The 25507-nt window shown below is 73.9% G+C and carries 24 protein-coding genes; 12 read left to right on the top strand and 12 right to left on the bottom strand.

The features are described from left to right. Window positions 1–486, bottom strand: a 486-nt coding sequence (locus R7226_RS24360) for an RNA polymerase sigma factor (RefSeq protein ID WP_318599967.1), incomplete at its 3' end; no start/stop codon positions are given. Window positions 487–587: 101 nt separating this feature from the next. Between R7226_RS24360 and R7226_RS24355 the strand changes: the two genes are divergently transcribed. Both R7226_RS24355 and R7226_RS24350 read left to right on the top strand, forming a co-directional pair. After that, a complete protein-coding gene (locus tag R7226_RS24355) occupies window positions 588–1091 on the top strand; it encodes a hypothetical protein (protein WP_318599966.1) in 504 nt (167 codons plus the stop codon). A 48-nt stretch (window positions 1092–1139) separates the two neighbouring features. Continuing rightward, window positions 1140–1958 (top strand): DUF4344 domain-containing metallopeptidase, encoded by an 819-nt coding sequence (locus R7226_RS24350; protein WP_318599965.1) that lies wholly within the window; start codon window positions 1140–1142, stop codon window positions 1956–1958. Window positions 1959–1963: 5 nt separating this feature from the next. Here the strand turns inward: R7226_RS24350 and R7226_RS24345 are convergent, their stop codons facing one another. Further along, window positions 1964–4603, bottom strand: coding sequence for a hypothetical protein (locus R7226_RS24345; protein WP_318599964.1), 2640 nt, complete (start codon window positions 4601–4603; stop codon window positions 1964–1966). An 84-nt stretch (window positions 4604–4687) separates the two neighbouring features. Here R7226_RS24345 and R7226_RS24340 point away from each other — a divergent pair, with 84 nt between their 5' ends. The 4 genes from R7226_RS24340 (at window position 4688) to R7226_RS24325 (ending at window position 8051) form a co-directional block, all read left to right on the top strand. After that, window positions 4688–6166: a SulP family inorganic anion transporter gene (locus tag R7226_RS24340; protein WP_318599963.1), complete on the top strand. Its 1479-nt coding sequence runs from the start codon at window positions 4688–4690 to the stop codon at window positions 6164–6166. 16 nt (window positions 6167–6182) lie between these two features. Then, window positions 6183–6584, top strand: a complete 402-nt coding sequence (locus R7226_RS24335; RefSeq protein WP_318599962.1) for a MerR family transcriptional regulator — start codon at window positions 6183–6185, stop codon at window positions 6582–6584. Between the two features lie 151 nt (window positions 6585–6735). Beyond that, window positions 6736–7344 (top strand): PadR family transcriptional regulator, encoded by a 609-nt coding sequence (locus R7226_RS24330; RefSeq protein WP_318599961.1) that lies wholly within the window; start codon window positions 6736–6738, stop codon window positions 7342–7344. Continuing rightward, window positions 7341–8051, top strand: coding sequence for an ATP-binding cassette domain-containing protein (locus R7226_RS24325; RefSeq protein ID WP_318599959.1), 711 nt, complete (start codon window positions 7341–7343; stop codon window positions 8049–8051). Before R7226_RS24330 ends, R7226_RS24325 begins: the two co-directional genes overlap by 4 nt. Here R7226_RS24325 and R7226_RS24320 read toward each other — a convergent pair. The 4 genes from R7226_RS24320 to R7226_RS24305 are packed head-to-tail and all read right to left on the bottom strand — an operon-like array spanning window position 7972 to window position 13119. Beyond that, window positions 7972–9165, bottom strand: a complete 1194-nt coding sequence (locus tag R7226_RS24320; protein ID WP_318599958.1) for a DUF2600 family protein — start codon at window positions 9163–9165, stop codon at window positions 7972–7974. The two genes, R7226_RS24325 and R7226_RS24320, sit on opposite strands and share 80 nt — an antisense overlap. Window positions 9166–9203: 38 nt before the next feature. Beyond that, on the bottom strand, window positions 9204–11741 hold the full coding sequence (locus R7226_RS24315; protein ID WP_318599957.1) for an ABC transporter permease: 2538 nt from the start codon (window positions 11739–11741) through the stop codon (window positions 9204–9206). Continuing rightward, window positions 11738–12451 (bottom strand): ABC transporter ATP-binding protein, encoded by a 714-nt coding sequence (locus R7226_RS24310; protein WP_318599956.1) that lies wholly within the window; start codon window positions 12449–12451, stop codon window positions 11738–11740. Before R7226_RS24310 ends, R7226_RS24315 begins: the two co-directional genes overlap by 4 nt. After that, window positions 12448–13119 (bottom strand): ATP-binding cassette domain-containing protein, encoded by a 672-nt coding sequence (locus R7226_RS24305; RefSeq protein ID WP_318599955.1) that lies wholly within the window; start codon window positions 13117–13119, stop codon window positions 12448–12450. Before R7226_RS24305 ends, R7226_RS24310 begins: the two co-directional genes overlap by 4 nt. 455 nt (window positions 13120–13574) lie before the next feature. On the opposite strand from R7226_RS24305, the gene R7226_RS24300 reads away from it, so the two are divergent. After that, complete coding sequence (locus R7226_RS24300) at window positions 13575–14918, top strand: cytochrome P450 (protein ID WP_318599954.1); 1344 nt, start codon at window positions 13575–13577, stop codon at window positions 14916–14918. 63 nt (window positions 14919–14981) lie between these two features. Continuing rightward, window positions 14982–16505, top strand: a complete 1524-nt coding sequence (locus R7226_RS24295; protein WP_318599953.1) for an AMP-binding protein — start codon at window positions 14982–14984, stop codon at window positions 16503–16505. A 29-nt stretch (window positions 16506–16534) separates the two neighbouring features. On the opposite strand, the gene cysC is transcribed toward R7226_RS24295, so the two are convergent. Next, entirely contained in the window at window positions 16535–17149 is a 615-nt protein-coding gene (cysC, locus tag R7226_RS24290; protein ID WP_318599952.1) for an adenylyl-sulfate kinase, read from the bottom strand. Window positions 17150–17250: 101 nt separating this feature from the next. Here cysC and R7226_RS24285 point away from each other — a divergent pair, with 101 nt between their 5' ends. Then, window positions 17251–18975 (top strand): NHL repeat-containing protein, encoded by a 1725-nt coding sequence (locus R7226_RS24285; RefSeq protein ID WP_318599951.1) that lies wholly within the window; start codon window positions 17251–17253, stop codon window positions 18973–18975. Between the two features lie 80 nt (window positions 18976–19055). On the opposite strand, the gene R7226_RS24280 is transcribed toward R7226_RS24285, so the two are convergent. After that, window positions 19056–19670 carry a TetR/AcrR family transcriptional regulator gene (locus tag R7226_RS24280; protein WP_318599950.1) on the bottom strand — a complete coding sequence of 205 codons (615 nt, stop codon included), beginning with the start codon at window positions 19668–19670 and terminating at the stop codon, window positions 19056–19058. An 85-nt stretch (window positions 19671–19755) separates the two neighbouring features. Between R7226_RS24280 and R7226_RS24275 the strand changes: the two genes are divergently transcribed. Next, window positions 19756–20514 (top strand): SDR family NAD(P)-dependent oxidoreductase, encoded by a 759-nt coding sequence (locus tag R7226_RS24275; protein WP_318599949.1) that lies wholly within the window; start codon window positions 19756–19758, stop codon window positions 20512–20514. A gap of 3 nt (window positions 20515–20517) precedes the next feature. On the opposite strand, the gene R7226_RS24270 is transcribed toward R7226_RS24275, so the two are convergent. After that, window positions 20518–21681, bottom strand: coding sequence for a hypothetical protein (locus R7226_RS24270; RefSeq protein WP_318599948.1), 1164 nt, complete (start codon window positions 21679–21681; stop codon window positions 20518–20520). 165 nt (window positions 21682–21846) lie between these two features. Between R7226_RS24270 and R7226_RS24265 the strand changes: the two genes are divergently transcribed. Next, on the top strand, window positions 21847–22587 hold the full coding sequence (locus tag R7226_RS24265) for a hypothetical protein (protein WP_318599947.1): 741 nt from the start codon (window positions 21847–21849) through the stop codon (window positions 22585–22587). Between the two features lie 9 nt (window positions 22588–22596). On the opposite strand, the gene R7226_RS24260 is transcribed toward R7226_RS24265, so the two are convergent. From R7226_RS24260 to R7226_RS24250, 3 genes are all read right to left on the bottom strand, one after another. Beyond that, window positions 22597–23280 carry a hypothetical protein gene (locus tag R7226_RS24260; protein ID WP_318599946.1) on the bottom strand — a complete coding sequence of 228 codons (684 nt, stop codon included), beginning with the start codon at window positions 23278–23280 and terminating at the stop codon, window positions 22597–22599. 95 nt (window positions 23281–23375) lie between these two features. Further along, entirely contained in the window at window positions 23376–24200 is an 825-nt protein-coding gene (locus R7226_RS24255) for an alpha/beta fold hydrolase (RefSeq protein ID WP_318599945.1), read from the bottom strand. Window positions 24201–24283: 83 nt separating this feature from the next. After that, window positions 24284–24676 (bottom strand): DUF3224 domain-containing protein, encoded by a 393-nt coding sequence (locus tag R7226_RS24250; RefSeq protein WP_318599944.1) that lies wholly within the window; start codon window positions 24674–24676, stop codon window positions 24284–24286. 185 nt (window positions 24677–24861) lie between these two features. Between R7226_RS24250 and R7226_RS24245 the strand changes: the two genes are divergently transcribed. Further along, window positions 24862–25507: SIS domain-containing protein (locus R7226_RS24245; RefSeq protein WP_318599943.1), on the top strand; the 646-nt coding region annotated here is incomplete at its 3' end.

Below are 25507 nucleotides of genomic sequence, written 5' to 3'. Positions count from 1 at the left end.
CATGCGGCGGCGCCGGCGCGGGCGCGCCGACGCGGTCGCCACGTGCCCGGCGCCGGCCGTGGCGCCGAGGTCGTCCGCGGCGGCGGCGCGCAGCGCGTCGCCGAGCTGGTCGAGACGGGCGTCGGTCGTGTCACGGGCGGTCATCGGTATGACTCCTTGGTGCTGGAGAGACGGCCGCGCAGCGCCCCGAGGCCGCGGTGGACGCGGACGCGCGCGGCAGGCGCGGTGGTGCCGAGGCGCGCGGCGACCTAGGCGGGCGATCCCGTACAGCCACGGCGTGGCCGAGGCGCTGGCCTCGTCGCGGAAGCGGGCGCGCACCAGCCACGCCTGCGCGAACGTCTCCGCCGTCAGCTCGAAGGCGGCGTCGGCGCTGCCGCTGCGGCGCACGAAGTAGTCGTGGATCGCACGCGCGTGGCGGTCGTACAGCTCGCGGAAGGCGTCCGGATCTGTGCGGGCGGCCGCCAGCAGCGCGGCGTCGCTGGTCATGTGACGTGAGTGGTTGCCATCGGGGGGTTCATTGCGCGGGCGGCCGCGGACGTTACGGGCCGACCCGATTCGACGGCGCTCGAACGTGGTAGGCCGATCCCATGCGCATCCGTGCCTCCCTCGCCGCCGCGCTGGCCGCCGCGACGGCCGCGCTCGCGATCCCCGCCGCGACGACCGCCGCCAGATCCGAGCAGCAGGCCGCTCCGGCCTACCCGAACACGAGACTGGCGATCGCCGTCCAGGGCAGACCGCGCGCCGGCAGCGTCGCGACGGTCGTCGTGAGCGGATCGAACGAGGCGAGAGACCCGCCGATCGACTACTCGATCGACCTGTTCGTGCAGGACCCGCGCGTGATCAAGCGCTGTCCGCGCTCGTACGGCGCGGAGCTGAACAACGTCATCAACCTCGGCGACCACATCGCGCGGATCGGCCGCGGTCTCAACGCCGGCGACGGCGGCCGCTTCCGCATCCCGATCAAGTACCAGACCGGCTCGACGCGCAGAGTGCTGTTCTGCGCCTACACCCGCTTCGTGACCGACGACGCCGCCGTCGCGGCGCTGCGCCACACCTTCGTCAGAGCGGCGCGCAGACCGGCCCGACGCTGACCGCGGCGGCTCAAGGAGGGCCGGGTCGCGGTCGATCTCCGGGGGACGATGCTCTCTCCCCGCCGCCTCATCTGCGCGACGCTGCTGACCGCCGTCGCGGCCCTCGGCACCGCCGCGACCGCCCCCGCCGACGAGATCCTCGGCGACGGCCGCGTCGTCGTCGAATGGGGCCCGGCCGCCCGCGCCGCCAAGCCGTTCGCCGCCGCGCTCCGCCGCTCCGGCTCGATCGAGCAGGTCGCGACCGCCGTCAACGACCGCTACAGACTGCCGCGCGACATCCCCGTCGTCTTCTCCAGCGAGGCGGAGATCGGCCCCGCCTATCTGCCGGACGTCGAGTTCGAGGGCGAGAAGCTCAGCTTCATCCACTTCCCGCACCTGTTCCTCAACTACGAGGTCAGAGTGATGCGCCAGATGCTGGGCGGGATGAAGGACCCCGGCCCGGTGCGCATGATGATCTGGGCCAATGAGTTCGTCGTCGCGCACGAGCTCGGCCACGCGCTCGTCGACCAGCTGCAGATCCCGATAACGGGCAAGGAGGAGGACGCCGTCGACGGCTTCGCCGCCTACCTGCTCGCCAACACGCCCGCGTTCGGCGCGCGCTCGGCGCTCGCCGCCTCGATCCTCTTCGCCGGCATGTCCTCGACGCCCACCGACGACGACTACGCCGACGAGCACTCGCTCTCGCAGCAGCGCACCTACCAGTTCCTCTGCTGGATCTACGGCAGCGACAAGAAGGAGTTCAAGTCGCTGGTCGGCAAGGACGGCCTGCCGAAGCGCCGCGCCGTCCGCTGCGGCGACGAGTGGAAGCAGCTCAACCGCTCGTGGTCGACGCTGATGGCGCCGCACCTGAAGACGCCGGTGGCGTAGGGCGCTCAGCTCTCGTTGTAGCAACCGTCCCCGTCGCCGTCCCGCTGCCCGGGATAGACGGGGTACGGTCGCGCCTGAGGGTCGCCGTCGCAGCCGATCTCGGTGCCGCCGGATCCGCCAGAGCCACCGGAGCCGCCGGAACCTCCGGAGCTGGACTGCTCGCGCTCACGCCGGCGCTTGTCGGCCTCGCGCTTGCGCTCCTCGGCTCGACGCCGTGCCTCCGCCCGCTTGCGCTCCGCGGTGCGCAGGCGCGCGCAGCGGGCGCCGCTGACTGTCCAAGAGCCGCGGCGGGAGACGGTCGTCCCATACGGGTCTGCGATCGCGACGACGAAGGCGTGTCTGCCGGTTGCGGCGCAGCTCGTCGAGAAGCTCAGCGTCCGCTGCGCGCCCGCTCTCTCGACGTACGAGACGCGCTTGACGATGCGGCCGCCTCGTCGCACGACGAGGCGGACCTGAGCGCGCGGCGAGGAGACGATCGTCAGCCGCACCCGGCCGCGTGCTCGACTGGTCCGCGGCAGCGACGTCGCGACCGTCGCGCGCGCCGTCGCCGGCGAGAGCGGCCGCGGCACCACGCGAACGGTGCGAACGTCGCTGCGGTAGCTGCCTCCGTAGGGGCCAGGTCGGTCGATCGCCCACCACAGCCTGCGGTAGCCGAGGTCGCGCGTGATGCGCGCGGCGATCGTGTCTCCTCGCTTCGAGACGCGCACCTCGTCGCTCTCGACATCCCCGCTCCAGACGACCTCTCCGCCAGCCGAGGGAGGACCGTCGTAGAGCGTGATCGCGTCCGTCTCGCCGCGGAGCCCACGGCGCCACGAGATGCTGACGCGGTCGCGGCTCTCGGCGCCGTCCTCGGTCACGAGCTGCGGGACGAGCGCCGGGTCGCGCGCGATCTCGAAGACGGTCGTGGCGCTGGCCGCGGGTCTGGCCGCGAGATCGACGCCGTCGCCGTCATCGCCATAGATGTAGGCGCAGACGCGGTACCGGCCCGGTTGCGCGGGCCCGAAGGTCGCGCCGCTGGCGACCGGACCTGCCGGCAGCGCCTGCGGGGGCCGCACGGTGCGCACGCCGCTTGTCGCGGTCTGTCGCGCGGAGCTTGCGGCGCACGCGACCCTCTCGGGCCCGACGAAGGCCGTCAGCTGCGCCCTTGTCGGCATCGTGCCCGAGAAGCTCAGCGGCACGGTGTCGTTGGCGCCGACGACCGCCGGAGCGGAGGCACTGAGCTTCGGCGCGTTCGGGTCGACGACGGTGAAGGGAAGCGACGCGGCGCCGTTCGGTGCATCCACGCTGTTCTCTGACAGGTAGCCGCACACCACGTAGGCTCCCTCTCGCGCGGGCGTGAGCGAGTACGTCCGCGAGACCTGGCCCGCCGCGATCGTGTCGCCGTAGGATGGCGTCAGCGCGCTCGCCGCATTGCCCGCAGCGGTTGCCGCGCAGGTCGCAGACCCCGAGGCGACGTAGAGGAAGAGCTGCCGCTCTCGCTCGGTGGCGCCGTTCGCGAAGACGGTGAGCGGCTGTCCCTTCGCGGGCGGCGCGGACAGCGCGAGGTTCAACGAAGCGGTCGGTTCGCGGACGGCCGTGAGCTGCGCCGCGGTGGCGTGCGGCGTGTCGATGCTGTTCTCTGAGATGTAGGCGCAGACGCGAACGGAGCCGCTGTTCTGCGGGGTGTAGCTGTAGGTGCGTCTGAAGGAGCCCGCCGCGATCATGTCGCCGTAGGAGGGCGTCAGGACGGTCGCCGCGTTGCCGGCCGGCGTTGAGGCGCAGCTCCCAGCGCTCATGCTCGCGTACACGAACAGGCTCCGTTCCAGCTCCGTCGTGCCGGAGACGGTGTACGTGATCGGCGCTTCCTCTGCGGCGTCGGCGCTCGCCTCGATCACGACTGACGCCGTCGGTTCGCGGACGAGCGTGAGGCGCGTCGCGGTTGCTTCGGGCGTGTCGATGCTGTTCTCCGAGACGTAGGCGCAGACGCGAACGGAGCCGCTGTTCTGCGGCGTGTAGCTGTAGTCGCGCGTGAAGGAGCCCGCCGTGATCGTGTCGCCATAGGAGGGAGTCAGGACGGTCGCCGCGTTGCCGGCCGGCGTTGAGGCGCAGCTCCCAGCGCTCATGCTCGCGTACACGAACAGCTGACGGTCAACCTCAGTGGCGCCCGAGACGGTGTACGTGACCGGCGTCTCCTCCGTGGGGTCGCCGCTTTCGGAGAGGTCAACGGAGGCGATCGGAGCACGAACGCTGAGGAGGCTCGCAGCAGTCGCCTGCGGCGCCGTGATCGAACTCGCGGACAGATACGCGCACACGCGGTAGGCGCCGCTGTTCTGCGGCGTGTAGCTGTAGTCGCGAGAGAACGAGCCCGCCGCGATCGTGTCGCCGTAGGAGGGAGTCAAAACGGTGGCCGCGTTGCCGGCCGGCGTCGATGCGCAGCTCCCGATACCGCTCTTGATGTAGACGAACAGCTGCGTCGCCACGTCAGCGGTGCCCGAGACGGTGATCGTCGTCGCGATCTCCTCGGTCGGATCGGCGTCGAAGGAGATGCTCGTCGTGGCGCCTGCTGCCGTGCTTGCGCTGACGAGCAGGAGGGCGATCGCCCCGAGCAGCGATGCGGCGATCGACCAGCGGCGACGACGAGGGGAGGTGGAGCGCGACGTGGGCACATCGCGGATGGTCGCGCGTCGGTACGCGGCACGCGCCGGTCGCGCCAACCGACTCTACCCTTACGTTAGGGTAGAGTCGAACGGGTGCCCAGCCTCGCCCTGCCCCGCCCACAGCTGCCCGCGCCCGCGGTCCTGCGTGTCGAGCTGCTGTCCGGCCTCGTCGTCGCGCTGGCGCTGATCCCCGAGGCGATCTCGTTCTCGCTGATCGCCGGCGTCGATCCGAAGATCGGCCTCTACGCCTCCTTCACGATGGCGGTCGCGATCGCCTTCTGCGGCGGCCGGCCGGCGATGATCTCGGCCGCGACCGGCGCGATGGCGCTCGTCGTCGTCTCGCTCGTGGAGGAGCACGGCGTCGAGTACCTGTTCGCCGCCGCGCTGCTGGCCGGCGCCTTCCAGATCGTGCTCGGCCTGCTTGGCGTCGCGAAGCTGATGCGGTTCGTGCCGCGCTCGGTGATGACCGGCTTCGTCAACGCGCTCGCGATCCTGATCTTCCTCGCGCAGATCCCGTACCTGACCGACGGCGGCATCGCCGGCTGGCTGCTGTGCGCGGCGGGACTGGCGATCATCTACAGCGTTCCGCGGCTGACGAGCGCGATCCCGGCGCCGCTGGTCGCGATCGTGACGCTGACCATCGTCGTGGTCGTCGCCGGCATCTCGGTCCCCGACGTCGGCGACCAGGGCGAGCTGCCGAGCACGCTGCCGCTGCTCGGGATCCCGTCGGTCCCGTTCACGTTCGAGACGCTGAGCATCGTCGCGCCGTACGCGCTGACGCTCGCCGCCGTCGGGCTGCTGGAGTCGCTGATGACGGCCAAGCTCGTCGACGACGTCACCGAGACCTCCTCCGACAAGGACAGAGAGGCGCGCGGCCAGGGGATCGCGAACATCGTCACGGGCCTCTTCGGCGGCATGCCCGGCTGCGCGATGATCGGCCAGACGATGATCAACGTCCGCGCCGGCGGCGCGCGCACGCGCCTCTCGACCTTCTGCGCCGGCTTCTTCCTGCTGATCCTCGTCGTCGCGCTCGGCTCGGTCGTCGCCGTGATCCCGATGGCGGCGCTCGTCGCGGTGATGGTGCTCGTCTCCGTCTCGACCTTCGACTGGCACAGCATCGCCCCGCGCACGCTGAGACGGATGCCGCTCGGCGAGACGGTCGTGATGGGCGTGACGGTCGCGGCGACCGTCGCGACCCACAACCTCGCGATCGGCGTCGGCCTCGGCGTGCTCACCTCGATGGTCATCTTCGCCCGCCGCGTCGCCCACCTCGTCGAGGTGCGGCGCATCCTCGACCCCGACGGCACGAGCGTCCTCTACACCGTCTCCGGCGAGCTGTTCTTCGCCTCCGACCAGGAGCTGATCGAGGCGTTCGAGTACGCGAGCGACCCGCCGAACGTCGTGATCGATCTCTCACGCGCGCACCTCTGGGACGCCTCCGCCGTCGCCGCGCTCGACGCGATCGCGACCCACTACGGCCGCCACGGGATCGAGCCGCGCGTGACCGGGCTCAACAGACGCAGCGAGCAGCTGCGCAGCGACCTCTCCGGCCAGCTCGCCGCGGCCCACTGAAGTACGCTGGCCCGCGATGGCCGAGCGCGCGCAGATGCTCCAGATCGGCGAGGTCGCCGAGCGCGTCGGGCTGTCGCTGCGCAGCGTCCGCTTCTACGAGGAGTCGGGGCTGCTGACGCCGGCCGCGCGCAGCGACGGCGGCTTCCGCCTCTACACCGAGGAGCAGGTGGAGCGGCTGCTGCTGATCAAGCGGATGAAGCCGCTCGGCTTCTCCGTGCAGGAGATGCGCGACCTGCTGACCGCCTACGACACGCTCGAGGCGGCCGACGCCGACGCCGCCCAGCTCGACGCCGCGCGCGAGCGGATCGCGGCCTTCTCCGCGCGGACCGTCGAGCGGATCGCCGACCTGCGCAAGCAGCTCGACCGCGCCGAGGAGTTCGCCGCGCGGCTGGAGCGCGTGCAGGCGCCGCGCGGCTGAGCGGCCTGCGCCGCCGCGCGTCCGGTCACGACTATTCAAGCCTTGAACAACCCGTGGGCGCTTGCGCGTCGCGGCGGGCGCGGGTAGCGTGGCTTAAGTAGTGCATCGGGGAGGCCCGAGCGGGCGTCAGCGGGAGGAGTCAGGGGGCGACGTGAAGACGAGTTTGAGATCGCCGGTCAACTACGCGGTGCTGGGGCTCGTGATCGAGAAGCCGAGCTACGGCTACGAGCTGCTCCAGCGGCTGCGCGCCCGCTACGGGGAGCTGCTGGAAGTCAACAGCCCTTCGCACGTCTACGCCGCGCTCGACCGCCTGCAGCGCGAGCGTCTGATCGTCCACAACACCGAGGCAGCCGATCCCGCCGAAGACGAGCGGCCGGTGCGGCAGCCGAAGGTGACTTACCGCGCGACCGCCGACGGCGCCGTCGTCTACCGCCAATGGCTCGCCGAGCGGCTGCGCGACGACGAGGAGCGGATCGAGCTGCTCGGCCGGCTGATCGCCGTCGGCGCGCGCGACCTCGGCGCGCTCGGCGACCTGATCGACCGCTATGACGCCGAGTGCGTCTCGGTCTCGCAGCGGATCCCGCTCGTCGACCGCAGCGCGGCACAGGCCGGCGTCGAGCCCGAGCGCGAGTTCGTGCAGCGGCTGGTGGCCGAGGAGCGGCGCTTCGTGCTGGAGGCGCAGCTGCGCTGGATCGACTACGCCCGCGAGGAGCTGCGCGACCGCGCGGCGCACCGAGACGGCAGCGCCGGCGGGCGATGAGCCTGCTCGTCTTCGACGGCGTCACGAAGCGCTATGCCGACGCCCGCCGTGCGCGGACCGCGCTCGACGCGATATCGCTCGCGGTCGAGCCCGGCGAGCTGGTCGCCGTCTGGGGCGGTCGCGCATCAGGGCGCACGACGTTGCTGCGCGTCGGCGCGGGGCTGGAGCAGCCCGACGCCGGCACCGTCCGCTTCGGCGGCGTCGACCTCGCCGCCGGCGCCGAGGCGGCGACGGCGGCTGGGCTCGCCTACGCGCAGCCGCGCCTGCTCGGTCCGCAGCGCCAGCCGCTGCTCGATCGCCTCGCCGTCGCGCTCGTCGCGCGCGGCGCCCGCAAGCGCGACGCGCGCGATGAGGCGCTGGCGGCGCTGGAGCGCGCCGGCGTCGGCGACTGCGCGCACGTCCGCGTCGGAGAGCTGGACGCGACCGAGTCGGTGCGCGTCGGGATCGCCCAGGCGCTGCTGGTGCAGCCGCGCCTGATCGCGATCGACGAGCCGACGGCGACGGTCCCGCTGATCGAGCGCGACGGGATCCTCGCGCTGCTACGCGCGATCGCCGACTCCGGCGTCGCCGTGCTGATGACCGCGGGTGAGGCGATCGGCCTCGCCGGGGTCGACCGCGCGCTCACGATCAGCGCCGGTCGCCTGCGTACCAACGTCGCCGCCGAGCGCGCCACCGTCGTCCCGCTGCGGCCCGCGAGCAGCGTCTGACCGCGGCCCTCCACGTCGCCCGCAACCGTCTCGCCGCGCGCCGCATCCGCAGCATCAGCAGGAACGGCTCGACCGCCGGCCCGATCGCCGTCCGGATCGCCTCGGCCGCGTCACGCGCGCCGGCGTCGCGCGCCCGCTCGTGCGTGAGGTTGAGCGCGACCATCCCAGCGAGCAGCAGCAGGTGGCGCGAGGAGCACGGCAGCGCGGACAGCTCGCGCACGCTGCGGCGGGCGATCTCGCCGAGCCGGGCGCCCAGCTCCCGCTCCGAGTCGTAGCGGCCGACGTAGCTGTGGTTGCCGGTGCGGAGGTCGTCGGCGCGGTCGACGAGGCTCTCGCTCAGGTAGTTCAGCGCCGCGACCCAGGGGAAGTAGGCGGAGGCGGTCGCGGCGACCTCGGCCGGTCCGGTCCGTTCGAGCGTCGCGGCGGCGCAGAGGGCGAAGATGCCGAGCGGCGAGCTGGCGCTGGCGGCGAACTCGAACCAGCGCAGGTCGGGCTGGTCATCGCCGACGCTCGCTCTCGCCCATGCCGCCAGCGCGCGGTGGTCGTCGCCGCGGCCGGCGTGGTTGAGGCTCTGCGCCTCGGCGGCGCGCTCGGTCGCGACGACCAGCGCCTCGGTCACGCGCGCCGCCGCGGGAGCCGCGGCCAGCCCGCGGCGGCAGGCCAGCACGAGCTGGACGAGGTAGCCGCCGTCGTCGCGGTGGGGGTGGTGGCGGTAGAGGTCCTCAGACAGCGGCGCGCGCGCGTCGACGGCGGCGCGCAGCGCGCGGTGGAGGCTGCGGTTGTTGGCGAGCGTCGGATGCGCCTCGGTCACGCCGTCGAGGTAGTCGTACATCACCTCGAAGGCGACGACGGCGCGCACGAGCGCGGCGCGACGGCGGCGCGGGGCGAGGATCGCGAAGGCGGCCGCGCCCTCGGCCGTGACGTGCTCCTCGGTCAGCTTCTCGACGGCGTGGCGGCGCAGCGCCGGCTCCGGGATCGCGTCGGCGAGCTGCCGCCATCTGCGCAGCTCGCCGCCGACGAGCGGGAAGATCCCGAACCAGTAGCTGCTCGCCGCCGCCGGGAAGGCAGCGAGCGGGCGCAGCCGCTGTGGCCGGGACCTGCGGGCGATCGTCATGTGAGCATCCTCGGCACGTTGCCGAGGATGCTGGACAGTTATTCCTGGAAGCGCAGCCGCGGAGGTACGCGCGCGGCGAGGAAGCCGGGAACCGAGACGAGCGCCAGCGCCAGCGCCAGCACGAGCACGACCAGCGACGTCATGTGCCCGAGCTGGACGGAGAAGGGCGCGGAGAAGCCGGTCGTCAGCTCCAGCCAGCGATCGCCGAGCAGATGCCCGACCGTCCCCGCGACGAGCCCGACGAGGCAGCCGACGGACAGCACCGCGCCGCCTTCGAGCAGCAGCATGCCGCCGATCTGGCGCCGGCGGACGCCCTCCAGCTTGTAGGCGGCCAGCAGCCGCCGCCGATCCCACACCGACGCCGTCAGCGCGACTCCGAGCGCCAGTGCGGAGGCGACCAGCAGCAGCGTCGAGATCTGGCTCAGGCGCGTGAGGCCGTCGCGCAGCGCCGAGCGGAACTCGGCCTCCAGCACCGCCGTGCTCTGCACGTCGAGCGCCTGCGCCTGCGGTCCGAGCGCCGCTCCGATCGCCGCGATCGTCGCCGCTGGGCGCGCGCCCGGATCGAGGTCCAGCTCGATCGCCGACGGGTCGGCGGTGCGCCACGCGCGGCGGTAGTCGTCGGCGTTGACGATCAGGCCGCCGGGGCCCCAGCTGAGGTTCGTCACGATCGCCGCGACGCGCAGCGTCAACGGCCCGGCCGGCGCCGGCAGCGTCAGGCGGCCGCCGACGTCGAGGCCGCGGTCCTTCGCGATCGCCTCCGAGACGGCGACGGCGCCGCCGCGCCGCACCTCTTCACCGGCCGCGGCGGCGTCGCCCTCGAGCGTCTGCGAGGGCGGCACGATCACGCGGTCGGCTCTCGGCCGCGCGATCATCCAGATGCGGCGCGAACCGACGTCGAACATGCCGCCCTGGTAGACGCGGACGGCCGCGACGCCGGGCACGCCGGCGAGTCGCGCCAGCGTGCCGTCGTCGAGCGCGAAGCTGTCGGTCGTGAGGCTGCGGCCGGCGGTTGTGATCCACACATCGGCGGTCCCCAGGTGGTCGGCGTAGCCGGCGTGCAGGCCGCGCACGAGGTCGTGGCGAGCGCCGTCGATCGCGACGTTGCCGAGCACCGCGACGGCCGCGATCGCCGCGACCGCGACCGAGCGCGTCATCGTCGCGCGGGCGTTCATCACGGCGATCGTCAGCAGCTTCAGGTTGAGCCGCGTCGCGACCTGGTCGACCAGCCACATGCAGGCGGCGAAGATCGCCGGCATCGCCAGCAGCGTCGCGACGATCAGCGCCAGCACCCCGAAGATCGCCGTGCTCGGCTCCGCCGTCACGATCGCGGCCGTCGCCGCGAGCAGCAGCAGCGCGCCGCCGAGCAGCCGCCGCCGGGCGCGCGGGCTGATGCCCTCGCCGGGCTCGCCATCCTCCTCGTAGGCGGCCTCGACGTCGCCGTGCGAGAAGGCGTCGAGCAGCGGTCGCCCGGTCGCCAGCAGCGCCGCCAGCAGCCCGGACGCGAAGGCGATCGCGACGGCGCTGAAGGGGACGACGCGCTGCGTGCCGATCGGGAAGGTGAAGGCGAGATAGCCGGGGACGCTGTGGAAGACCGTGCGCGACAGCAGGTCGCCGAACGCGAGGCCGGCGAGCGAGGCGACGACGCCGAGCGTCGCCGCCTGGAAGCCGAGCACCGCGACGACCTGCCCGGTGCCGGCTCCCTGCGTCCGCAGCTCGGCGACGAAGCGGCGGCGGTCGGGCACCGTCAACAGCATCGCGTTGAAGGCGAAGAGGACGCCGACGAGCGCGCTGATGATCGAGAAGAGGGCGGTCGACTGGTCGTTGGCCTCGGTCGCGACGCGCAGCCGCTGCACCGGCGCGTCGGCCGCGCCGACCTCCAGCCGGCCGGCCGCGAGCGTCTCCAGCTGCCGGCGCAGGGCCTCCTTCCGTCCTGCTCTCGCCGCGATGTAGATCGAGGAGATCGCGCCCGGCATGTCGCTCAGCCGCTGGGCGTTGGCGAGTGGGGTGACGACCAGCGGACTGTCGGCAGCGACGCCGATCTGGCCGCGGTCGAGCGTCGCGCCGACGCGGATCGCGCGGCGTCTGCCCGCGATCAGCAGGACGGCCTCGTCGGCGGGCTCGGCGCCGACCGCGCCCGCGACGCCGGTCGGCATCACGACCCCGCGCGCGGGGATCGACAGCCCGCCCGCGCCGAAGTTCTGCGTCACCCGGCCGCCGAGCTGCGCGAGGCTCGGCTCGATCCCGACCAGCGCGACCTGCTGGCGGCCGCGCGGCCCGACGAGCACCGCCCGGCGCTCGATGATCGGCGTCGCGACGGCGACGTCGTCGAGCGCGCGCACGCGCGTCAGGACGGACGCCGGGAAGCCGTGCTCGTCGCCGGCGGTCAGCTGCAGCTCGACGTTGCCGCCGATCCCCTCGTAGAGCTGCTCGACCGATCCCGTGACGCTCGTGTTCGCGACCTGCACGGCGAACAGGAGCGCGACGCCCGCCGCGATGCCGACGCCCGCGAGCAGCTCCTGGAAGGGGTGGGCGCGCAGCCGCCAGCCGTACAGGTAGATGAGCGTGCGCAGCTTCATGTGCGCGCCGGGGCGGGGGCGGCGGCAGGCCGGTGGTCGGCGCGCTCGGTCAGGAGCCCGTCGCGCAGGTCGCAGACGCGGTCGGCGAAGGCGGCCGCGTCTGGGTCGTGGGTCGCGAGCAGCATCCCGACCCGGCGCTCGCGGCAGATCCCGGCGAGCAGCGACAGGATCGCCCTGCCGCGCTCGGTGTCGAGGCTCGCGGTCGGCTCGTCGGCGAGGATCAGCGCCGGCTCGCCGGCGAGCGCGCGGGCGATCACGACCCGCTGCTGCTCGCCCATCGAGAGCTTCGACGGCGGGTGCCCGGCACGCTGCTCCAACCCGACCCGTCTCAGCCACGTCAGCGCCTGCTGCTTCGCTCTGCGCGGCGCCCAGCCGGCGAACAGCAGCTTCATCGCGGCGTTGTCGAGCGCCGATGTCCCGGGGTGCAGGTAGAAGCGCTGGAAGACGAAGCCGAGCGAGCGCCGGTAGCGCGCCGCCTCGCCCGCCGACAGCGTCGCGAGGTCGACGCCGCCGAAGCGGACGCTTCCGTGGTCGGGCCGCTGCGTGCCGGCGGCCAGCTCCAGCAGCGTCGTCTTGCCGGAGCCGCTCGGGCCGTAGAGCGCGACGACCTCGCCGGGCGCGATCGTCAGCGACGCGCCGTCGACCGCGCACACGACCTCGCCGCCGGTCGTGTAGCGCTTCGCGACGGCGTCCAGCTCGAGCGCGCTCACGGCGCCGGCGCCCCGCTCGGGAACGGCACGATCTGAGCGGCTGGCCGCTCCGGCACGCGCAGGCCGCCGCGGCCGTCGAGCGACATGATCCAGTCGCTGCCGCGCAGCGCTGACGCCTCACGCGACGAGACCAGCAGCGTCAGCTCGCGCCGGTCGTGCGCGAGCGACCGCAGCAGCGTCTGCAGCGCCTGTTGCTCGCCGGCGCCGCTGCCGCCGCCGGGGTCGTCGACGATCAGCAGGCGTGGTTCGCGCACGAGCGCGCGGGCGAGCGCCAGCCGCGTCAGCGCGTCGGGCGGCAGCTCGTGCGGGGCGGCGTCGACGAACGCCTCGGCGGAGACCTGCTCGGCCGCCTCGCGGGCGCGAGCGAGCGCCGCCACGACCGGCGTGCCGGCGATCACCAGCGGCAGCGCGATGTGGTCGAGCATCGGCTTGCCGGGCGCGGCGCGCCAGTCCTGCGTCTGCGCGACGAAGGCGATCTCGCGCAGGCGCCGCGTCCGCTCGCGCCGTGGCAGTGCCTCGACGGGGCGCCCGCGCCAGCGCACGACGCCCGCGTCGGCGTCCTCGAGGCCGGCCGCGATCCGCAGCAGCGTCGTCTTCCCGCTGCGGCGCGCGCCGCGCAGGCCGACGCGCTCGCCGGGCGCCAGCTCGAACGAGATCGCGTCGAGCACCACCATCTCGGTGCGGCCGCTGCGCCGTCGCTTGAAGACGCGCTCGACCGTCAGCAGCGGCGCCGTGCCGGCTGTGGGCGTTGCATGGCGCAGTGAAGTCCCCCGTGGTGAGAAATGCTCGCGTCTTCCAGACTATTGAACGGGTGCGCGCCACCGCAAGCGGGTGCGTCAGCGCCGATAGTCACGACTTGAACATTCGGGCGCGGCACTGGTTTCCGGCGCCGGGTCGTTGGGACACTTGCGACGCCCCCAAGTCCCAGCTCCGCGCTGGGCCCGCGGCGGCCCCGGCACTATGCGCGCCCCCCTCGCGCTGGTCGTCGGGGCCGCGCGCCCCCTGTCTGAAGCGAACGGCCGGAGCGCGCTGGCGGCAGCCATCGCGGCCGGTGTCCCCACGCGCTAGCCTGGAAAGCGGAGCGGCGGCGCAGGGACCGCCTTCTCACGAGCGAGGAGCGCGCATGACCCGCGAGCAGGCGACGACGCTGCCACCCGGCCCCCGGGGACCGGCCGCGCTCTCGACCGCGCTGATGATGCAGCGGCCGCTCGAATCGCTGCTCGGCTGGCACCGGCGCTACGGCGATCTGTTCACGGTCAGACTGCTCGCCTTCGGCACCGGCGTCTACGTCGCCGACCCGCACGCGATCCGCGAGCTGTTCACCGGGGACCAGTCGGACCTCCGCGCCGGCGAGGCGAACGCGCCGCTGGCACCGGTGCTCGGACCGCGCTCGGTGCTGCTGCTGGACGGCCCCGAGCACCTGCGTCAGCGGCGTCTGCTGCTGCCGCCGTTCCAGGGCGCGGCGGTCCACGGCTACCGCGATGTGATCCGCGACGTGACGGCGGCCGAGGTCGCCCGCTGGCGGGTCGGCGACCGCTTCACGCTGCGCGCGCGGATGCGGGCGCTGACCTTCGAGGTGATCGCGCGCGTCGTCTTCGGCCTCGCCGACGGCGCGCGGACCGAGCGGATGCGGCGCGCGCTCAGCGCCGTGCTCGACAGCAGCCCGATCTTCCTGCTGCCCGAGGCGCTGCGGCGCGACCTCGGCGCCTGGAGCCCGTGGGGCCGCTTCCAGCGGCGGCTGGCCGCGGCCGACGCGCTGATCCACGAGGAGATCGCTCGCCGCCGCGCTGAGGCCGACCTCGACGCGCGCACCGACGTGCTGTCGCTGCTGCTGCGCGCCCGCGACGAGGATGGCGAGCCGATGAGCGACGGCGAGCTGCGCGACGAGCTGATGACGATGCTGCTCGCCGGCCACGAGACGACCGCGACCGGCCTCGCCTTCGCCTTCGACCTGCTGCTGCGCGACCCGGTCGCGCTGGCGCGGCTGCGCGACGAGCTGGCCGGCGGCGACGACGCCTACCTCGACGCCGTCGTCAGCGAGACGCTGCGGCTGCGGCCGGTGATCGACGGCAGCGAGCGCTCGCTGACGGCGCCGCGCACGGTCGCCGGCTGGACGCTGCCGGCCGGCATCCGCGTCTATCCGGCGATAGCGGTCGTCCACCGCCGCGCCGACCTCTACCCCGAGCCCGAGGCATTCCGCCCCGAGCGCTTCCTCGACGGGCGCGCCGAGTCGTACGCGTGGCTGCCGTTCGGCGGCGGCATCCGCCGCTGCATCGGCGCGGCGCTGGCGCAGGCGGAGATGGCCGAGGTGATCCGCCACGTCGTCACGCACGTCGACGTGCGCCCGCGACGGGCCGAGCCCGACCCGGTCGTGATGCGCGGCATCACGCTGACGCCGCGGCACGGCACCCCGGTCGTCGTCACGCGCGCGGCGCGGCCGGCGCGGCGGCCGGTCGTCGCCGCCTGAGGCCCCCGCGCCGCCGCCATGCTTGCGTCGGTCGCGTCGCGCGACTGGCAGACTTGCCTGCCGATGGGGCCGCTGCTCGCCGAACGATTCGCCGCGCGGGCCGCCGAGCGGCCGCACGACCTCGCTGTCGCGGACGCCGGCGGCGGCACGGCCTACGGCGCGTTGGCGGCGCAGGCGGAGGCGGTCGCGCGGGCGCTGGCCGGCCGCCGCCGGATCGCGATCCTGCCGCGCGCGGAGGCCGCCTCGCTCGCCGTCGTGCTGGGGGCGATGACGGCCGGGGTCAGCGTCGTGCTGGTCGACCGCCACCTGACCGCGGCCCAGGCCGAGCGCGTGCTCGCGGTCGCCGCGCCGGAGCTGGTCGTGACCGCCGGGCGTCACCCGCGGCCGCTGCTGGAGCGCGTCGCGCCGGAGCGAGTCGTGACGCCGGCGGGGCTGGCGGGCGGCGAGCGTGGGGCGCGCGACGAGCGCGACACCGGCGACGTGCGCGTGGGCGGCGTGCCCGGCACCGGCGACGTGGGCGGCGAGGCGGCCCAGCGGCGCGCCCGCCCCGGCGACGAGCTGCTCGTCGGCCTCACCTCCGGCACCAGCGGCACGCCGAAGCTGTTCGTGCGCGACCAGGCGTCGTGGGCGACGACGCTCGACCGCTCCGACGCGACCTTCGACGTGCGGCCGGGCGACGTCGTCTCGGCCGCCGGCCCGCTCGACCACTCGCACTTCTTCTACGGCGCGCTGCACGCGCTCACGCGCGGCGCGGCCGTCGACCTGCGACCGCTCGCGACCGCGTTCGGCGACGGCCACGCGATCACGCACGTCTACCTCGTGCCGACGCTCGCCGTCGACCTCGTCGCGCTGCTCGGCGAGCGACCGCGCGAGCACGTGCGCGAGGTGATGTCGTCGGCCGCGCCGTGGCCGCGGCAGGCGCGCGAGCGGCTCGCGCGGCTGCTGCCGGCGGCGACCGTGACGCACTTCTACGGCGCCTCGGAGCTGAGCTTCGTCGCGCGCGACAGCTCGCGCACGCCGCCGCCCGCGCACGGCGCGCACCGGCTCTTCGACGGCGTCGAGGTCGAGGTCCGCGGCCTCGACGGCGCGCCGCTGCCCGACGGCGAGCAGGGCGAGGTCCACGTCCGCAGCGACATGCTCTTCAGCGGCTACCTGACCCCGGCCGGGCTCGCCGGCGGACCGGACGCCGACGGCTGGCTGACGGTGGGCGACCTCGGCACGTTGCGCGACGGCTGGCTGTCGCTCGCCGGGCGCGGCAGCGAGACGATCGTCAGCGGCGGCTTCAACGTCGAGCCGGCCCACGTCGAGCTGGCGCTGGCGGGACTGCCCGGCGTTCGCGACGCCGCCTGCGTCGGCCTGCCCGACGAGCGCTGGGGCGCGCTCCCGGTCGCCGTGCTCGTGCTCGACGGCGTGGCGGCGCCGACGCGCGCGCAGGTGCGCGAGCACGTTCGCGCGGCGCTGCCGCAGCCGAGCCGGCCGCGCCGCGTCTTCGTCGCCGACGAGCTGCCGCGCAACGCGCGCGGCAAGCTGCTGCGCCCGCGCCTGGCCGCGCTGGTCGCGGCCGGCGAGCTGGCCGAGCTGGGCTGAAGCGCGCGAGCCGGTCGCGCCTGGTGCGCTCAGCCGCGCGGCGCGATCGCGCCGACGCGCTCGTGCAGCGCGGCGGCGACCAGCTCGACCGCCTGCGCGGTCGTCGTGCTCGGCGCGACCTCGACCTCGGCGGCCGTCGGCGGCTCGTACGGCTGGTCGATGCCCGGCAGGCCGGTCGAGTGGCCGGCGGCGGCACGGCGGTAGACACCGCGCGGGTCGCGTTCGACGCAGGTCGCCAGCGGCGTGTTGACGTAGACCTCGATGAAGGGGATCCCGTCGTTCTCGTGCAGCGCGCGGCCGGCCTCGCGGCCGGCGGCGAACGGCGAGACGGCGGCGACGATCGCGACCGTGCCGGCGTCGGCGAAGAGGCGCGCCAGCTCGGCGAGGCGGCGGTTGTTCTCTCTGCGGTCCTCGCCCGAGTAGCCGAGGTCGGAGCAGACGCCCTGGCGGGCGGTCGTGCCGTCGAGCCGGTAGGCGGGGCGGCCGGCCTCCAGCAGGTGCGCCTCGAGCGCGACGGCGAGCGTCGACTTGCCGGCGGCGTGCAGGCCGGTCAGCCAGATCGTCGCGCCGCTGCGACCGAGCGCCTCCCAGCGCTGACGGCGTTCGACCGAACCCTGGTGCCACGTGACGTTCGCGCTTCTCATCGTCAGATCGTAGCTCTCCGGCCGTGCGCCCGGCCGAACGACAGAGCCGGTCGCGCCATAGGTCAGAGGCGCGTGGCGGCGGTACGGCCGACCCTGATCAGATGCGCCTCCCGTCACTCGCCTCGCTGCTCGCCCTCCTGCTCATGACCGGTCCGGCGGCCGCGTCGGCCGTCGCCGCTCCGGGTCAGCTCGACCCTTCGTTCGGCACCGGCGGCGCGGTCGAGTTCGCGGTCGATGACGGCTATCCGACTGACGTCGCCGCCTACCCCGGCGGCGGCGCGGTCGTCGCGCTCGGCTGGGGAGCCGGCCTGCGCGTCGCGCGGCTGACGGAGGCCGGCAGACCCGACACGGGCTTCAGCGGCGACGGGCGCGCCGAGGTCGCCTTCGGCGCGGGTGAGGGAAGCGCCACCGCGGTCGCGGTCGACGGCCAGGGCCGGATCGTCCTCGCCGGCGGCTGGGAGGACGCGCAGGGGAGAGCGGCGGTCGCGGTCGCGCGGCTGCTGCCCGACGGCAGTCCGGACGCGTCGTTCGGCATCGACGGCGGCCTGCTGCTGAGACCGTGGCCGCAGGAGGTCAACGCCGGCGAGGCGGTCGAGGTCGCGGTCGGACCGGGCGACGTCGTCGACGTGCTTGAAGAGGCTGGCTTCGAGGGCGCGCAGACCAACGGCGTCGTGCGCCTCTCCGCGACCGGTGCGCAACTGCACGCGCTGCGCTTCCCGGTCGGCGAGCAGTACGCGGCGGTCGCCGCGGCACCGGGCGGCGGGCTCGTGCTCGCCGGCCGCACGCGGGTGGCGGGCGTGCGCAGAGGCGCGCTGCGGCGGCTGACGGCCGGGTATGCACCCGATCCCGGCTTCCTCGGCGCTCCGCTCGTCGTCGATCTGGGCGGCGAGTCCAGCGAGCTGTACGACGTCGCGCTGCGCGCCGACGGCTCCCCGCGCGCCGCCTCGCACCTCATGACCAACGGGCCGAGCGGCCACGGCGTCGCGCTCTTCGCCGCGCCCGACGGCGCCGTCCAGAGAACGGTCTCGCTCGGCGGGAGCCCGATCGAGCGGACCGACGTCGTCGCCGTGCGGCCGGACGGCTCGGCGCTGTTCGCCGGCCTGCGCTTCGACGAAGATCCGCAGGGGACGGTGCTGCTGCGGCAGTTCACCGCCGCCGGTGAGCCCGACCCGGCGCGCGGCGACGGGACGCTGATCGATCCCGGCGCGCCGCTCGGGTTCGAGGAGGTCGAGCGCTGGACGCCGACGAGCATCGCCGTCGACTGCGCCGGGCGCGCGCTGTTGGTCGCCGCGACGGAGGGGCCCGGCGCGCGCGCGGCGGTGGTGCGCGTGCAGGACTCCGGCGACCGCTCCGCCTGCGATCCGCCGAAGCCGCCCGACGACAAGCCGCGCCCGCCCGACCAGCCGCGCCCGCCGGACACACCGCGCCCGCCGGAGCAGCCGCGCCCGCCCGACGGCGGGGAGGTCGTGATCGGATCGGCGCCGGCCGCCCGCTTCGGCCGCGTCGGTGCCCGGCGCGTCACGCGCCTCGCCGGCAGCGCGGCGAGCGGCACGGCGCGCGTCGAGGTCGCGCTCGTCCGGCGTGACGGCCGACGCTGCCGCGCGCTCACGAGCACCCGGCCGCGCTTCGGAGCGAAGCCCGGCGCCTGCACGCCGCGCACGTGGTTGAAGGCGCGCGGCACGACGGCCTGGTCGCTGAAGCTCGCCAGAGCGCTGCCGCCCGGCCGCTACGTCGCGTGGGTCCGCGCGACGGCGCTGCACCGGATCGTCCAGGGCCCGTTCACGGTCAAGCGCGGCAACCGCGTCGAGTTCCGCGTGAAGCGGTAGCGCGCGGGGCGCGTCGCACGGGGAGTAGCGGCGCCGGGCGCGCTGCCGCGGAGACGCGCCGCGGCGGCGCGCCGGGCGCCCTACATGACGGCGTGCGTGCGCAGGTGCGCGAGCGCGCCGTCGAGCGCCAGTTCGAGCGGGCGCAGCGTGCCGGCCGTCTGCGACAGCAGCAGCCCGCCCTGGATCGCCGCCAGCAGCTCGGTCGCGAACGCCTCCGGGTCGGCGCCGTCGTCGAGCAGGCCGCGCTCGCGCATCCGCCCGACGCCGGCCGCCAGCAGCTCGCTCCAGGTGCGGAAGTATGCGGCGAGGTCGTCGCGCAGGACCGGGTCGACGGCGGCGACCTCGCTGGAGAGTGAGCCGATCGGGCAGCCGAGCACGCCGTCGACGCGGGTGTAGTGGGCGATCACGAGGTCGCGCCACGCCGCCCACGCCGCCCAGCTGTCGAGCGCGTCGAGCGCCGGGCGCTGCGCGTCGAGCACGCGCTCGCCCTGGCAGGCGACGATCGCGCGCACCAGCTCGTGCTTGCCGTCGGGGAAGTAGTGGAAGAGCTGGCTCTTGCTCGTTCTGGTGGCGGCGCGGACGTCGTCGAGGCTGGTGCCGCCGACGCCGCGGGCGAGCACCTGGTCGGCAGCCGTCTCGACGATCCGCGCACGCGTCGCGGCGCCCTTCGCGGTCAGTCGCCGTGTGCGTTCCATGCCACCGACGATAGCGTGTTCTGGACTGTTCGGTTCACTCTGCTAGAAATGGACCTTCTAGTCCATTCGAAGTGGAGGCAGCGACATGACGGGACGACTGACAGGCAAGACGGCGCTCGTGACCGGCGCCACCAGCGGCATCGGCCGCGCGATCGCGATCGCCTACGCGGCGGAGGGCGCGCAGGTCGCGGTCGCCGGGCGTGACGCCGAGCGCGGCGCGGCGGTCGTCGCGGAGATCCGCGGCGCCGGCGGCGCGGCCGAGTTCGTCGCCGCCGACCTCGCCACGGTCGCGGGCGTGCGGCAGCTCGCCGACGATGCGACGGCGGCGCTCGGCGGCCACGTCGACGTGCTCGTCAACAACGCCGGCGTCTACCCGCCGACGCCGACCGTCACCGTCGACGAGACGACCTTCGCCAGCGTCGTCGACGTCAACGTGCGCGCGCCGTACTTCCTCGTGCAGGCGCTGGCGCCCGGGATGATCGAGCGCGGCGGCGGCGTGATCGTCAACCTCGGCTCGTGGGTCGCGCAGGTCGGCCTGGCGGCCGGCGTCCTCTACGCCGCCAGCAAGGCGATGGTCGAGCAGCTGACGCGCGGCTGGGCGGCCGAGCTGGGACCGTCGGGAGTGCGCGTCAACGCGATCGCGCCCGGCGTGACGTTGACCGACGGCACCGCCGGCTTCGCCGCGCAGCTGGAGCCGTCCGTCAGCGCGCTGCCGGCCGGTCGCATCGGCCGCCCTGAGGAGATCGCGCAGGCCGCCGTCCACCTCGCCGGCGCCGACGCCGCTTACATGCACGGCGCGACGCTGCTGGTGGACGGCGGTGCGCTCTCGACGCGCGTCTTCTGAGGCCTACGGCCGCACGCGCATCACCACCCCGGCGTGGTCGGACGGCCACAGCCGCCCGATCGCCGTCGCCGGGGTCCGGTTGAGCGGGTTGCGGCCGGTCACCCAGCCCCACTCGACCGGCAGCGATCTGCCCGTCGCGGAGCGGCCGAAGACCATGTCGATGCGATGGTCGAAGGCCGCGGCCGCTTGCAACGGCGTGTCGTTGACCAGCTCGCTGAGGCCGGAGGTGAAGCCGAGCGCGGCCGGGGCGAATCTCAGCCACTGATCGGTGAAGCCGCCGGCGCCCGTGATCAGCAGGTACGGATCACGGTGGGCGAATCTCTCGCCCGGCTTTCTGCTCGCGTCGAGCGGGTCGGAGTTGCAGTCGCAGACGACCACGACGGGCGTGCCGTTCGGAGCCGCCGGCCCGGCGAGCAGCTCGGCCGCCTGTGCGTAGGCGACGTCGGAGAGCTGCGACTCGAGGTGGGTGTTGACGAAGCGGAACTCGCGTCCGTCGAGCTCCACGTCGGCCCAGACGTAGCCGCGGATGAACGACAGCGGCTGGCCGGCGACGACGAGCGGGATCCGCGTGACGTAGTTGTCACCACCGGTCGCGAGCACTCTGACGTCGCTGTCGGCGCGGCGCAGCGCGACGTCGCGCATCGTCAGCCGTACGTTCTGCAGCGAGCCGCCGAGCACGGCCGGCCCGGCGACGTCGGACTCGTCCTGCGAGCGCACGACCTCGTACGGCTCCCCGGCCGCGGCGAGGTCGTCGAGCAGGATCTGCAGGAAGTCGTAGTCGACGACCGTCGCAGGTCTGCCGTCGAGCGGGCCGTGGCGCCACAGCGCGACCTCCTGGAGGCCGACGAGGTCGGGCTTGGTGAAGGCGATCTCGGCCGCCAGGCGCTCCGAGCGCAGCGGGAAGTTCGTCTGATCGACGATCGCCCGCAGCGTCGTGTTGGCGGCGACGAACGCCGGCCCCTGCTGCTCGGGCGGCAGCCCCTGTATCGCCGTCAGCGGCCGCGTGATGTCGCCGCCGAGGTACAGGTTGCGGGTCATCACCGTGACGGCCTCGTCGCCGTGGGCGCCGGCCGGCGCGGCGGCGACGCCGCCGATCCCGGCCAGCGCCAGGACGGCGATCAGCGCAGCGACGATCCGTCGCGCGCGGTGCATGCGTGGGTACGGCACGTTCCCCTCCTCAACCGTCTGCTTTCGCAGGCCGACGCGCCCCTACGTCGTTGCGCCCCCTGCGCTCCGTTAAGCAGCGTAACGGGATCGGCTGAGGAGCGTCAGACCTTCGCGCGAGGGAATCCCCCGTCGCGCCCTGCTTCCCGCCCCGGCGACCTTGGGGTGATGCTCACCATGCCCTGCCGCGCGCTCGCGGCGGTCGCGCTGGCCTTGCTGCTCGTGCCGACCGCCGTCGCCGCCGCCGCGACGAAGCAGTACGACGTCCGCATCAGCGCCGAGTACGCGCACAGATGGAACGTGAAGGGCGAGTACCACCCCGACACGTGCAGAGGGTGGGAGCTCGGCGACGGCGAGCTGCTCGGCTCGATCGACGGCGGCGACAGCCAGCCGCTGGAGATCGAGTCCGGCCGCGGCGGCTGGAGCGGCGACACGCCCGGGTGGGAGCGACCGCGCGCGTCGTTCTCCAGCCACCACGCCGTCAGGATCCACTCCGCCCAGCTGCAGACGGCGGACTGCTCGCCGTGCGGGCCGCTCAGCGAGCTGGGGCTGTGCAGAGATCCGCTGCCCGACGAGCAGGTCGTCGGCGGTTGCAAGCGCGGCCGGGTCGACGGCTACGCCGATGTCGCCGTGATCAAGAACACGCTGATGGGCAACGTCTTCATCAACGCCCGCGACAAGCTGGAGAAGTGCGACAGATGGGCGCTGCGGACCATGGGCGCGCCGTACGAGATCCCCCGCATCGAGTTCAGATTCCCCGGCGCCGGCGCACGCCTCGCGCGGCTCCCCGGTCGCCAGACGCTCGTCTTCAGAGACCGGCGGCGCGAGGGCAGAGGCTGCAGAGCGTGGGGGACCGGAATGCGCGCCTGCGAGACGCTGACGATGGAGATCGAGATCAAGCGGCGCTGAGCGAGCGCGTCACCGCGGCAGCGGCTCCCAGCGCTCGACCTCCTGCACGGTCGTGCGGACTCTGGAGTGGCGCAGCAGCTCGCGATCGTCTCTGACGGCGAGGATCTCTCTCGTCGTCAGACCGCGCGAGTGGCGGATGCGGTTGGTGATCCGCAGCAGCGCGCCGTTGTCGCGGTCGATCCAGTAGCGCAGGCGGAGCGGGCTGTCGGTCGTGACCAGCCACACGGGGCGGCCGCGCAGCGTCGTCTCGCCGACGACGCGCAGCCGCCGCTCGCGTACTGCCGCGAGCGCGTCGACCAGCAGTCCTTCGCTCCACAGCGGCGGCTCCGGCGACGTCCCCGGCTCGGGCTGGAGGCGCACCGGGCCGAGCACGACGTGCAGCACGCCGTCGTCGGCGCGCAGCTGCGCGGCGAAGGCGGCGACGGCGCCGGGCAGTCCCTGCCCGCCGCCACCTGGAAGTCCGGCGACCAGGAGCGTCAGCGCGGCGGCCGCGCCGACGGCGAGCGCGAGGGCGGGGCGGAGGGAACGCAGGCGGGTGCGGCGCGGCGCGGGCGTGCGAGGTGGCCGCCCACGTGCAGGCGACGACGAAGGTCTCGTTGACGACGTCGTCGACGGCCGCCGCGTCGACCCGGCGCAGCGCGTAGCGGCGCACGGCGCGGTGATGGGCGCCGTACAGCGCCTCGAAGCGGGCACGCTGCTCCTCCTCGTCGTCATGGGACTTCCGCGCCACAGGCCGTAACTGTCCGCCGCGGCGCGCGGTGTTACATCGGGGAGACTCCGCGTCCGGCTCAGCCGCGCACGAACGCGAGCAGGTCTTCGCTGAGCTGCTGCTTGTGCGTGTCGGTGATCCCGTGCGGGGCGCCGGGATAGACCTTCAGCTCGGCGCCGTCGATCAGCGCCGCCGACGCCTTGCCGCCGACCTCGAACGGCACGACCTGGTCGTCGTCGCCGTGGATCACCAGCGTCGGCACGTCGAATCTCTTCAGGTCCGCGCGCATGTCGGTCGCCGAGAACGCCGCGATGCTGTCGTACGCGTTCTTGTGGCCGGAGGTCATGCCCTGCAGCCAGAAGGCGTCGCGGGCGCCCTGCGAGATGTCGGCGCCGGGGCGGTTGTTGCCGAAGAAGGGACCGTCGGCGAGATCTCTGTAGAGCTGCGAGCGGTCGGCCTCCGAGCCGGCGCGGAGGCCGTCGAAGACCTCGATCGGCACGCCGCCGGGGTTGTCGTCGGTCTTCAGCATGAACGGCGGCACGGCCGAGACGAGCGCGATCTTCGCGACGCGGCCGCTGCCGTGACGGCCGATGTAGCGCGCCACCTCGCCGCCGCCGGTCGAGAAGCCGATCAGCGTCGCGTCGGTCACGCCGAGCGCCTCGATCACCGTCGCGAGGTCGTCGGCGTAGTGGTCCATGTCGTTGCCGTCCCACGTCTGCGCCGAGCGGCCGTGACCGCGCCGGTCGTGCGCGATGCAGCGAAAGCCGTTGGCGGCGATGTACAGCATCTGCGCCTCCCAGCTGTCGCTGTTCAGCGGCCAGCCGTGGCTGAAGACGACGGCGGGCCCTGAGCCCCACTCCTTGTAGAACAGCTCGGTTCCGTCAGCAGCGGTGACGAACGGCATGTGGGCCTCCTGCTCGGTCGGTCGGGACTAGAGGTCGCTCTACCCCTTCGCTCTCAGTGCCCAGCCGCCGCTTCACCAAACTGTCACGCGGGCAGTCGCCAGTCGAGGCTCAGCAGTCCGTGCTCGACGCGCGCGGTGCCGCTGAGACCGGTCAGCTCACCGCTGCCGGAGCCCTTCGCGACCCAGCCGAACTGGCGCGGCGCGCCGTCGGGGTCGAAGGTCGCGCCGTGCTGCAGCACGAACGTGCCGCGGCGGCCGCCGAGCATGCCGCAGACGCGCTCGGTCGCGACGTAGCCCTCTTCGCCGCAGGCCTGCATCTCGACGACCGACTCACCCTCCAGCTCGCCGCTGTAGCGCTTCGTGAGACGGGTGCGCGTGAGCGCGGGCCCGTCGCCCGCATGCGCGCCGAAGAGGGGATCGCCGGCGGCCGGCGTCAGCACATCCCAGCTCGTGACCTCGAATCTGATCTCGCTCATGTGCAGGCACGTTAGGGGCGTGGCGGGCCGCTGGATTGGAAGAACGCGACAGCTCCTCTTGACAGCTCGGCGCCCTCACCGTACCTTGCTCTCTCGTTAGACGTCCGACAAGTTGCGGCGCGCTGACGACCATCCCCCCCACCGCGCCGTGATCGACCAGCGGCGCCGCGACCCGAGGACGCTTGATGCTGAATTTCGACGAGGACCGCTTCCGTTCGATCCAGGGTGGTGTCGTGGCACTGGCCGGGCCGCTGCGCGAGACGATCGGCGGCCTGGTCGACGGCGGTGCGAAGAACGTCTTCTTCCTCGGCGCCGGCGGCGCTGGCGTGTTGATGCTGCCGGCGGCGCAGCTGCTGGGCCGGTTGAGCGCCTTCCCGGTCAAGCTCGTGCACGCCGCCGAGATCATCGCGATGGGCGACGTCTCGCTCGGCGAGGGCTCAATCGTGGTGATCCCGTCGCTCTCCGGCACCACCAAGGAAGCGATCGAGGTGCTGGAGTTCGCGCAGGGCAAGGGCGCGAAGGTGATCGCGCTGACGGGCAAGGCCGATACGCCGGTCGCTGAGAAGGCCGATCACAACTTCTCGAACTTCGCCGAGGACGACACCTCCTCGGAGATGTTCTACCTGCTGTCGCTCGTGGTCGTGCTGTCGATTCTCGACGCGCGCGGCGAGCTGGCGGGCCCGTCGTTCGATGCGATCGTCGGCGAGCTGAGACTGCTGCCGGAGCTGCTCGTGTCGGTGAAGGAGAGCTTCGAGCCGCGCGCTGAGCAGCTGGCCGGGCTCTACAGAGATGAGCCGTACCACATCATCACGGGCGCCGGTTCGGCGTGGG

It is taken from the genome of Conexibacter stalactiti, assembly GCF_033542075.1.
GTDB classification, from domain to species: Bacteria; Actinomycetota; Thermoleophilia; order Solirubrobacterales; family Solirubrobacteraceae; genus Conexibacter; species Conexibacter stalactiti.
This window is presented reverse-complemented; position numbering and strand designations above follow the sequence as displayed.